A 408-nucleotide genomic window follows, 5' to 3' on the forward strand; every position below is an offset into this window, starting at 1 on the left:
ATTGCCTTAGATGGAAAATAGAGATATTACATAAAATTTTAAATCCGGTCTCAAAGTTGAAGAATGTAGGCTTGGAATAGCAGAAAGACTAATGAGATATCTAACAGTTGTGAGTATTATTGCTTGGAGGATCTTCTTTATTACATCAATTGCAAGCAACATTACCATGTACTACCTTATTAGCTGAAGAGGAATGGAAAGTTTTATACGTTAAAATACACAGAAAACCATGTCCAAGTGTAGTTCCCAACATAAAAGAAGCTGTTTCATGAACTTGGAGGCCATTTAGCAAGAAAAAATGACCCAGAACCAGGACCTTATGTTCTTTGGAAAGGATATAAACGTCTCTTTGATTTAGCAGAAGGATGGCGACTTGCTCACGAACCTCATATTTGTGGGTAATAGTAA

The 408-nt window shown here is 35.5% G+C and carries 1 pseudogene; it reads left to right on the forward strand.

Features of this window, described 5'->3' with window-relative positions:
• Positions 1 to 402 (forward strand): annotated as a pseudogene (locus tag BA053_RS07050) (IS4 family transposase); the annotation flags it as partial.
• Positions 403 to 408: the final 6 nt, after the last annotated feature.

The sequence above is a fragment of the Wolbachia endosymbiont of Nomada ferruginata genome (genome assembly GCF_001675785.1).
GTDB lineage: Bacteria > Pseudomonadota > Alphaproteobacteria > Rickettsiales > Anaplasmataceae > Wolbachia > Wolbachia pipientis.